Origin of the sequence: Micromonospora sp. ATA51, assembly GCF_016802855.1 — a bacterium.
GTDB classification, from domain to species: domain Bacteria; phylum Actinomycetota; class Actinomycetes; order Mycobacteriales; family Micromonosporaceae; genus Micromonospora; species Micromonospora sicca.
The window spans coordinates 17,938-27,493 of the sequence record NZ_JAEVHJ010000057.1 but is presented as its reverse complement, the minus strand read 5'-3'; the positions used below and the strand labels follow the sequence as shown (position 1 = coordinate 27,493).

At 74.9% G+C, this 9,556-nt stretch carries 6 protein-coding genes and 2 pseudogenes; 4 read left to right on the top strand and 4 right to left on the bottom strand.

Going from position 1 to position 9,556, the window contains the following annotated elements:
- Nucleotides 1-197 (bottom strand): annotated as a pseudogene (locus tag JNW87_RS12220) (hypothetical protein); the annotation flags it as partial.
- Between the two features lie 327 nt (nt 198-524).
- Here JNW87_RS12220 and JNW87_RS12215 point away from each other — a divergent pair.
- Nucleotides 525-1,334: an Fpg/Nei family DNA glycosylase gene (locus tag JNW87_RS12215; protein ID WP_109799769.1), complete on the top strand. Its 810-nt coding sequence runs from the start codon at nt 525-527 to the stop codon at nt 1,332-1,334.
- Nucleotides 1,335-1,481: 147 nt separating this feature from the next.
- On the opposite strand, the gene JNW87_RS12210 is transcribed toward JNW87_RS12215, so the two are convergent.
- The 3 genes from JNW87_RS12210 to JNW87_RS12200 form a co-directional block, all read right to left on the bottom strand.
- Nucleotides 1,482-1,661, bottom strand: a complete 180-nt coding sequence (locus tag JNW87_RS12210) for a hypothetical protein (protein WP_236647246.1) — start codon at nt 1,659-1,661, stop codon at nt 1,482-1,484.
- Between the two features lie 63 nt (nt 1,662-1,724).
- Complete coding sequence (locus tag JNW87_RS12205; protein ID WP_109799764.1) at nt 1,725-3,104, bottom strand: FAD-dependent oxidoreductase; 1,380 nt, start codon at nt 3,102-3,104, stop codon at nt 1,725-1,727.
- Between the two features lie 69 nt (nt 3,105-3,173).
- On the bottom strand, nt 3,174-4,322 hold the full coding sequence (locus tag JNW87_RS12200; protein ID WP_109799763.1) for a glutamate--cysteine ligase: 1,149 nt from the start codon (nt 4,320-4,322) through the stop codon (nt 3,174-3,176).
- A gap of 214 nt (nt 4,323-4,536) precedes the next feature.
- On the opposite strand from JNW87_RS12200, the pseudogene lysX reads away from it, so the two are divergent.
- The 3 genes and pseudogenes from lysX (at nt 4,537) to JNW87_RS12185 (ending at nt 9,373) form a co-directional block, all read left to right on the top strand.
- Nucleotides 4,537-7,844, top strand: a pseudogene (gene lysX / locus JNW87_RS12195) (bifunctional lysylphosphatidylglycerol synthetase/lysine--tRNA ligase LysX).
- Between the two features lie 64 nt (nt 7,845-7,908).
- A complete protein-coding gene (locus JNW87_RS12190) occupies nt 7,909-8,535 on the top strand; it encodes a DUF998 domain-containing protein (protein ID WP_238453709.1) in 627 nt (208 codons plus the stop codon).
- Nucleotides 8,536-8,629: 94 nt separating this feature from the next.
- Nucleotides 8,630-9,373, top strand: a complete 744-nt coding sequence (locus JNW87_RS12185; protein ID WP_109799761.1) for a YidC/Oxa1 family membrane protein insertase — start codon at nt 8,630-8,632, stop codon at nt 9,371-9,373.
- Nucleotides 9,374-9,556 lie beyond the last annotated feature (183 nt).

The following is a 9,556-nucleotide window of genomic DNA, read 5'->3' as shown; positions in this document are numbered from 1 at the left end:
GTGGCCACCGGCCGTACGGTGGCGGCCCGCGCGGTCGCCGCCCGGTCGGCCGCCCGGCGCTCCGCGTCGGAGTCGCGGCCGTCGCCGGTGGCGGTGCTCCGGTACGTGGCCCCGTCGCCGTCCCGTCCGTCGACGCGCCCGTCGCCGTTCACGTCCTCGTTCTGCGCCGGTTCCTTCCGGCGCGACAGAATGTTCACTTCACACCTCCTGGTCAAGGGCGTGGAGGCCGGCGGAAGCGCAGTGGCAGCCACGCGTGACGAAACAGGATTTACCCAGCAGTGTCATCCACCACACCCGTCCCGGACCCGCCGCGGTCGGATCGGCTCTCCGGCGCGGCCACGAGGAGCCCGGCCTCGCCGGTGGAAGTGTGGTGCGGTGGCGCTACGAACCTGATGACGTGAACGAATCACCGGGCGCATCGCTGGGCCGGTCCGCTGATTCGTTCACGACATCAGCTCCAGAGGAGCTTCGCGGGTTGCTGCCGGGTGGCCTACGGCGACATCGGTCCGGCTACCGTTGCCGACGTGCCAGAGGGACACACCATCCACCGCCTGGCGGCCCGGCACGCCGAACTCTTCGTCGGCGACAAGGTGCAGGCCGCCAGCCCGCAGGGCCGCTTCGCCGAGGGCGCGGCCCGGCTCAGCGGCACCGTCCTGGACGGCACCGAGGCGTACGGCAAGCACCTGCTGCACCACTACGCCGGCGAGCTGACCCTGCACGTCCACCTCGGGCTGTACGGCAGGTTCGCCGACGGCCCCGGCGAGCCACCGCCGCCCGTCGGCCAGGTGCGGCTGCGGTTGACCAGCGACCGGCACTGGCTTGACCTGCGCGGGCCGACCGCCTGCGAGCTGCTCACCCCGCCCGAGGTGGCGGCACTGCGCGACCGGCTCGGCCCGGACCCGCTGCGCGCCGACGCCGACCCGGACCGGGCGTACGCCCGGATCTCCCGCAGCCCGACGCCGCTCGCGGCGCTGCTGCTCGACCAGTCGGTGGTGGCCGGCACCGGGTTGATCTTCGTGACCGAGGCGCTGTTCCGGGCCGGGCTGCCGCCCACCCTGCCCGGCCGGGAGCTGACCCCGGCCGGCTGGCGGGAACTCTGGGCCGACCTGGTCGCGCTGATGACCCTGGCCGTGGAGGCGGGCCGGATCGACACCGTGCGCGACGCCCACCTGCCCGAGGTGATGGGCCGCGCCGCCCGCGTCGACCGGCACGGCGGCGAGGTGTACGTCTACCGCCGCCCCGGCGCGCCCTGCCACGTCTGCGGCACCGAGGTCAGCCGGGGCGCGCTGGCCGGCCGCAACCTCTACTGGTGCGCCACCTGCCAGGCCCGCTGAGCTCGCACCGCCGCACTCTTCGCCGCGGGGGCCGGCGACCCGGCTCGGCCCCGCTCACTCGTCGCCGAGCAGCCAGCGGACCACCTCGACCTGGTGACCGTGCGGCGAGGGGACCCGGCGGAGGGCCGGCGGTCGGGGACCGGCCGGTCAGCGGAGCCGGCGGATGTCCCCGTGCGTCCGGTAGAAGCCGCCGCGGCCGGACTCCCGGACCTCGGTGACCAGGTAGCGCGCGCCCGGCTCGCGGATGCCCTTCGGGAACTGCACCGACCAGTCGCGCCGGTAGCCGGTGGAGAGCCCCTGGGATGCGCACGGCGCCGGAACCGGCACTGCGACAGCGCGGACACGCTGACCGCGGCCCCCGACAAGGATCGGGTGTCGAGTGTGGGCGGGTCAGCGGCCGGCGCCGGCGAGGGCGTCGACGGCCTTGCGGGCCGCGATCAGCACCGGATCCCAGACCGGCGCGTACGGCGGGGCGTAGCCCAGGTCCAGCGCCGTCATGTCGTCCACGGTCATGCTGTTCCACAGCGCCACGGCCAGCGTGTCGATCCGTTTCGCCGCCTCGGACCAGCCGACGATCTGCGCCCCGAGGAGCCGGCCGCTGGGCCGCTCGGCGATCAGCTTGACGGTCATCCGCCGGGCGCCCGGGTAGTAGCCGGCCCGGTTGGTCGACTCCGCCACCACCGACACGAAGTCGAAGCCGGCCGCGCGGGCGTCCCGCTCCCGCAGCCCGGTACGCCCCACCTCCAGGTCGCAGACCTTGGTCACCGCCGTGCCGATCACGCCGGGGAAGGTGGCGTACCCGCCGCCGATGTTGATGCCGGCCACCCGGCCCTGCTTGTTGGCGTGGGTGCCGAGCGGGACGTGCACCGGCATCCCGCTGATCCGGTGCAGGGTCTCCACGCAGTCCCCGGCGGCCCAGACGCCCGGCACCCCGGGCACCCGCATCCGCCGGTCCGTGCGGAGCCCGCCGGTCGGCCCGAGCGGCAGGCCGGCGGCCTCCGCCAGGGCGGTGTTGGGGCGTACGCCGAGACCCAGGATCACGACGTCGGCCGGCATCGGTCCCTCGGCGGTGACCACGGTGGCGATCCGCCCGTCCCGCTCCTCCAGCCCGGTCACCGACAGGCCGGTACGGATCTGGATGCCGATCCCCTTCAGGGCGTCGGCGACCAGTTCTCCCATGTCCCCGTCCACGGTGGACATCGGCTGGTCGGACTGCTCGACCAGGTCGACGGTGAGCCCCCGCTGGATCAGCGCCTCGGCCATCTCGACGCCGATGTAGCCGCCGCCGATCACCACCGCCCGCCGGGGCCGGGGCTCCCGTTCCAGCCAGTCGAGCAGCGCCGCCCCGTCGTCGAGGGTCTGCACACCGAACACCCCGGCGGCGTCGGTCCGGGCCCACGGGGGCTGCACCGGGACCGCGCCGGTGGCGTACACCAGGGTGTCGAAGCCCTCCCGGACCTCCCGGCCGTCCGCCAGGTCCCGGGCGACCACCTCGCGGCGTTCCACGTCGATGCCGGTCACCTCGTGCCGGATCCGGATGTCGATGTCGAACGACTCCCGGAAGGTGGCCGGGTCGCGGGCGATGAGCTGCTCCCGGTCGGGCACCACCCCGCTGACCCAGTAGGGGATGCCGCACGCGGAGTACGAGGTGAAGTTTCCCCGCTCGAAGGCGACGATCTCCAGGTCGTCGCGGTCGCGGCGACGCCGGGCCTGGGACGCGGCGGCCATCCCGGCCGCGTCCCCGCCGACGACGATCAGCCGTTCCGCCACGGGATCAATCCTGTCACGCGGGGAGCGCCCGCGGGCCCGCCCCGCGCGCCCCGGCCGGGGCCGCGCCGGTCAGCCCCGGGTCTGCCGGGCCACGTCCTCGACCACGTCGACCATCCGACCGGTACGGGCGAAGACGGCGCGTTGCCGGGCGGCTCCGCTGCCGTGCCGGCGCAGCCCGCCCAGCAGGTCGGTCACCTGGTCGAGGTCGCCGTGCTTCGCCAGCTCCGGCCGGACCCGGTCGACCAGCTTCTCCAGCAGTGCCCACGCCGGGCGCAGCTCGCCGTCGGTCAGGTCGACGCCGTCGCCCTCCAGCCCGTCGTGCGCGGCCCGCCAGTGCGCGGCGACGAGCAGGTGATGGTCGGTCCGGATCGCCGGCCGCCCCTCGGCGATGTCGGTCATCGCGGTCGCCACCAGGGCCCGCACCAGGGCGGCGACCAGCACGGCGTCGTCCACAGACGGGCAGACATCGCCGATCCGGATCTCCACCGTCGGGTACTTCGCGGACAGCCGGGCGTACCAGTAGAGCATCCCCTCGTCGAGCATCACCCCGCTGCCGATGAGCTGCCGGATCAGCCGCTGGTAGTGCTCATGGGACGTCAGGAAGGGGGTGGGCGCCACCGACGGCCAGCGTTCCCACTCCACCGACCGCCAGCTCGCGTAGCCGGTGTCCTCCCCCTTGACGAACGGCGAGTTGGCGGTCACCGCGTGCAGGATCGGCAGCCAGGGGCGGACGTGGTTGAGCACCTGCACGCCGGTGTCCGGGTCGGGGATGCCGACGTGCACGTGCATCCCGTTGTTGCCCGGGCCGGGCACCAGCAGCCGGAACCGCTCGATCATGCGGTCGAACCGGGGCTTGTCGACGACCGGCGGCACCGGGCCGTCCACCGGGCCGGTGCCGATGGCGAGCACCCGTACGCCGGCCCGCTCGGCGGCGTCGGCCAGCGCGGCGCGCAGCACCCCGAGCGAGTGCCGGATGGACGAGAGTTCCAGCCCGGGCGGGGTGCCGGTCTCGATCTGGCTGGTCTGGAACTCCCGCTCGACCTGGCCGCGCAGCTCGGCCGGCACCTGTTCCATGACCAGGTCGACGGCCGGCACCGCCGCGCCGGTGTGCGGGTCGACGAGCAGGAACTCCTCCTCGACGCCGACGGTGAACAGGTCGGTGCCGCCCGCGGCGGTCTTCCGTTCCCGCTCGGCCACTGACCCGCTCATCGCCCTCACCGCACCTTTCGCGCCGGCCGCGGCGTCGCGCCGCGGCGTCGACGGCCCACTACCCACCGTGTCGGCGCGGGGAAACGCGGCCCGGCGTGTCGGTCCGGACCCGGTGCTTCCGCGACGGGTCCGTCGGCGGGCGTGGCTACGATGAGGCCGGTCGACGCCGGGCGTCACCGGCGCGAGGGAGGCCACGTTGACCCGGAGCACCGCGTCGCGGACGGTGACCGACCCGCGGCGCGCCGACCGGGGCTGGCGAGGCCAGGTGCCCCGGGCCTTCGCCACGCTGCTCTGGGTGATCGCGGTGGTCTGCGCGCTGGCCGCGCTGAGCAGCGCCGCCCGCTCCGACATCCAGCCGGTCCGTACCGCGATCGACGCCCTGCTGCTGCCCGCGCCGGCGAACCTGGCGTACGCGGTCTTCCTCGGCACCCTCGCCTCGGCGGTGCTGCGCCGCAAGCGGCTGGCGTACTGGGTGCTGGTCGGCTACTTCATCCTCAGCCTGGCCGTCGGCGTGCTGGCCGGCGTGCTGCTGCTGGCGGTGGGCAGCAACGACCTCACCGACGACGCCGGGGAGCGGCTGTTCAGCTCGCTGGAGACGGTCGGGGTGTGGGTCGGCATCGCCTTCGCCGCCGGGGCGTCGGCCCTGCTGCTGGCCGCCCGGCGCGAGTTCTACGCCCGGGTGCGCAGCGGCAGCACCCGCCGTGCCCTGGGGGTCTTCCTCGGGCTGGCGGCGGTCGCCGTCGGGCTCGGGTACCTGCTGCTCCTGGTCGAGCCGGGCAGCCTGCGGACCTGGGTGGACCGGCTCGGCTACGCCATCGAGAAGGTGTTCGGTGGCGCGATCACCCTGGACGTCACCCGGCAGGGGCAGGCGCCCGGCTGGGTCAACCTGCTGCTCGGCGGCTTCGGCGCGGTCGCCTTCGTGGCCGGCCTGTTCACCCTGCTCCGGTCGCAGCGGGCCGCCGCCGTGCTGCACGCCGATGAGGAGGAGCGGATCCGGGAGCTGCTGGCCCGGCACGGCGAGCGGGACTCGCTCGGCTACTTCGCCACCCGCCGGGACAAGGCGGCGATCTTCTCCGCCAGCGGCAAGGCGGCGATCACCTACCGGGTGGTCAACGGGGTCAGCCTGGCCAGCGGTGACCCGGTGGGGGACCCCGAGGCGTGGGGGCCGGCCATCGAGGCGTGGCTCGACCAGGCCCGCGCGTACGCCTGGACCCCGGCGGTGATGGGCACCAGCGAGGCGGGCGCCAAGGCGTACCACCGGCACGGGCTGAAGGTGCTGCACCTGGGGGACGAGGCGATCCTGCTGGCCCGCGACTTCGACCTGGACGGGCGGGACATGCGCCCGGTCCGCCAGGCCGTGCACCGGGTGGAGCGGGCCGGCTACACGGCCCGGGTGCGCCGGCACGCGGAGATCCCGCCGGCGGAGCTCGCCGGGCTGGCCAGGCTGGCCACCGCCTGGCGGGACACCGCACACGAGCGGGGCTTCTCGATGGCGCTGGGCCGGCTCGGCGACCCGGCCGACGGCGACTGCGTGCTGGTCGAGGCGCGGGACGCGGCCGGCCGGGTGCGGGCGCTGCTGTCGCTGAGCCCGTGGGGCGCCGACGGGCTGTCGCTGGACCTGATGCGCCGGGACCGGTCCGCCGAGAACGGGGTCACGGAGTTCATGGTGGCGACGCTGATGGGCGCGGCGCCCCGGCTCGGCGTCGATCGGGTGTCGCTGAACTTCGCGGTCTTCCGGTCGGTCTTCGAGCAGGGGGCCAGGATCGGCGCCGGCCCGGTCATCCGGCTCTGGCGGCACACGCTGCTCTTCTTCTCCCGCTGGTGGCAGCTGGAGTCGCTCTACCTCTCCAACGCCAGGTACCAGCCGCACTGGACCCCGCGCTACCTGTGCTTCGCCGAGCGCCGGGAGCTCGCCCGGGTGGGTCTCGCCGCGGCAGTCGCCGAGGGCTTCGTCGCCCTGCCGGGCGGGCGACCCACCCCGCTGCACGGGGTGCCGCCGACCGGCGGCGGGGTGGGCTACGTGCCGCCGGCCGCCGCGACGGTCCGGGCCGTGCCGCCGGAGCCGGCCGCGGTGCGCCGTCCGGAGCAGATCCGGGTACGCCTGGCGAAGCTGGACCGGCTGCGCGCCGAGGGCGTCGACCCGTACCCGGTGGGCTTCCCGCGGACGCAGAGCTGCGCCGAGGTGCGCCGACGGCACGCCGGCCTGGCCCCGGACACCGGCACCGGGGAGATCGTGTCGGTGGCCGGCCGGGTGCTGCTGGTCCGCGACCACGGGCACGTCTGCTTCGTGACGGTCCGGGACGGCAGCGGCGACCTGCAACTGATGCTGGAGCAGGACCTGGACCGCTGGCGGGCCACCGTGGACATCGGCGACCACGTGGGCGCCACCGGCGAGGTGTACGCGACGAAGCACGGCGAGGTGTCGGTGCGGGTGGCCGACTGGGCGTTGACCGCCAAGTGCCTGCGTCCACTGCCGGACAAGCACCACGGGCTGGCCGACCCGGAGGCCCGGGTCCGGCAGCGCTACCTCGACCTCGCCATCAACCCGGCGGCGCGCGACCTGCTGCGGGCCCGCGGCGCGCCCTGCACAGCCTGCGGCGGTCGCTGGCCGACCGGGACTTCCTCGAGGTGGAGACGCCGATCCTGCAGCGGGTGCACGGCGGCGCCAACGCCCGCCCGTTCCTCACCCACAGCAACGCGTACGACCTGCGGCTGAGCCTGCGCATCGCCCCGGAGCTGTACCTGAAGCGGCTGGCCGTGGGCGGGGTGGAGCGGGTGTACGAGCTGGGCCGGGCGTTCCGCAACGAGGGCGTGGACCACAGCCACAATCCGGAGTTCACGGTGCTGGAGGCGTACCAGGCGTACGCCGACTACCACGTGATGCGCGAGCTGGCCCGGGAGCTGATCGTCGCCGCGGCGGTCGCGGTGCACGGGTCGCCGGTGGTGCGCCGCCCCGGGACGGACGAGTGCGTGGACGTCGGCGGCGAGTGGCCGGTGCGTACGGTCAACGAGGCGGTCTCCGCGGCGCTCGGCGAGGAGGTCACCGCCGACACCGACGTGGCCGCCCTGCGCAAGCTCTGCGACGCCGCCGGGGTCGCGTACGACCCGCGCGGGGAGCGCGGCGCGGTGCTGCTGGAGCTGTACGAGCGGCTGGTCGAGGCGCGCACCGAGGCGCCGACGTTCTACCTGGACTTCCCGACCGACGTCTCGCCGTTGACTCGGCAGCACCGGGACGACCCGCGGCTGGCGGAGCGGTGGGACCTGGTGGCGTTCGGGTTGGAGCTGGGCACCGCGTACTCGGAGCTGGTCGACCCGACGGAGCAGCGGCGCCGGCTCACCGCGCAGTCGTTGCGGGCGGCCGGCGGCGACCCGGAGGCGATGGAGCTGGACGAGGACTTCCTCACCGCGCTGGAGTACGCCATGCCGCCCACCGGCGGGCTCGGCCTGGGCGTGGACCGGCTGGTGATGCTGCTGACCGGCCGGTCGATCCGGGAGACCCTGCCCTTCCCGCTGGTCCGCGAGTCATCGTGAGCCGCGGCCCGACCCGGTTGTCGCCGGGGCTGGCGCTCGGGCTGGCCGGGGTCCTCTACTCGTCGTGGCTGATCGGGCCGCTGCTGAACCCGGCGTTCGGCCTCCTCGACGGGTACGCCAGCGAGCTGGCGCCCGGGACCAGCCGTACCACCTGGTCTTCGGCCTGGGTGACCTGGTCGTCGGCGCGCTGGCCTCGGCGACCGGGGTGGTGCTGGCCCGGCGGGCCCGGGGCTGGCCGCGGTGGGCCTGGTGGGGGCTGGTCGCCTTCGGCGTGGCCACCGCCCTGGACGGCACGGTGAGTTCGATGGACTGCGCCCCGACGGCGGACGCGCGGTGCGCCCGGTTGGCGGAGCTGGGCGCGGTGTCCTGGCGGCACCAGGGGCACTCGGTGAGCTCGTCGGTGGCCGTCGCCGGCGGGCTGGTCTCACTGGTGGCGCTGCTGGTGGCGCTGCGCGGCCGTCGCGTGCCGTTCCGGTGGGGGTTGCCGGTGGCCACGGTGCTGCTGGTCGGCACGGCCGGCACCCTGGTCGAGCTGGCCCACCCGGACGCGGCGCTGGGCGCCTGGCAGCGGGTCCAACTGCTCGGCCTGTCCGGCTGGCTGGTGTACGCCGGCGTCGTCGCGGCCCGCACCGACCCGGGACCGGAGGCTGGAGTCCTCAATGTCGGCGCCCGGCGTGACACCGGGTCCTAGGCTGGCGGCGTGCCGGGGTTGCCGATGGCGGTGGCGGGGGCGTGAGCGTACGCGCCGTCCCCGCGGGACCTCCGGAATCGGACCGAGGGGTTCCATGCTCGCCTTCGCACCACTGCACGCCGCGGCGTCCGTCGCCGCCACCGTCGTCACCTGGCTCGCCGACACGCTCGAACCGCTGACCGGCGGCGCGGCCACGGCCGCCGCGATCGTCCTGTTCACCATCGGCGTCCGCCTGCTCATCTCGCCGCTCACCCTGGCGCAGGTCCGCGGGGAGCGGCGCCGCGCGGCGCTCGCCCCCGAGGTCCGCGACCTCCAGCGCCGGTACGCCGACGACCCCACCAAGCTGCAGAGCGAGTTGTTCGCGTTGTACCGGCGGGCCGGCGCCAATCCGGTCGCCGGCTGCCTCCCGGCGCTGCTCCAGGCGCCGTTCTTCCTGGTCATGTACCGCCTCTTCGCTACCGGTGACGGCAGCCCTGCGCTGCTCGACGAGCGGCTGGCCGGGGTGCCGCTGGGCTGGCACCTCGGCGACGGGCTGACCGGGCCGGTGGTCGCCGTCTTCGGGGTGCTGCTGGCGGCGCTGCTCGTGTCGGCCTGGTACTCGTCGCGGCGGGCCCGTCGGGCGGCCGCCACCACCGGCACTGTCGCCGGCACGCCCACCGAGGGGCCGGGCGCGGCGACGCTGGGCCGGCTGCTGCCGCTGCTGCCGTACACCACGGTGCTGGTGGCGTTGGTGGTGCCGCTGGCGGCGGTGCTCTACCTGGTCACCACGACCGGGTGGACCGCGCTGGAGCAGGTGGTGCTGCGTCGCCCGCAGCCGGCGGACACCGCCGGACGCTGAACTTCGTCAACCGGTTCACACCTTCCGTCGCTGAGGCGTCGCCAGGGGTCCCTTCCGTCGCCTCCGGGCCTGGGAGGGGACCCCTCCGCAAACTCCTCTGGACAGAAACAGTTAACAGTCTTAATAATATCGCTGACGTTGATGCCCGTGGATGCCCGTTCGGGTGTGGAGGGTCGCATGAAA

Excerpts from the sequence above, each read along its gene's own strand:
- JNW87_RS12185 (WP_109799761.1), top strand. The coding sequence starts at position 8,630 with ATGCTCGCCTTCGCACCACTGCACGCCGCGGCGTCCGTCGCCGCCACC.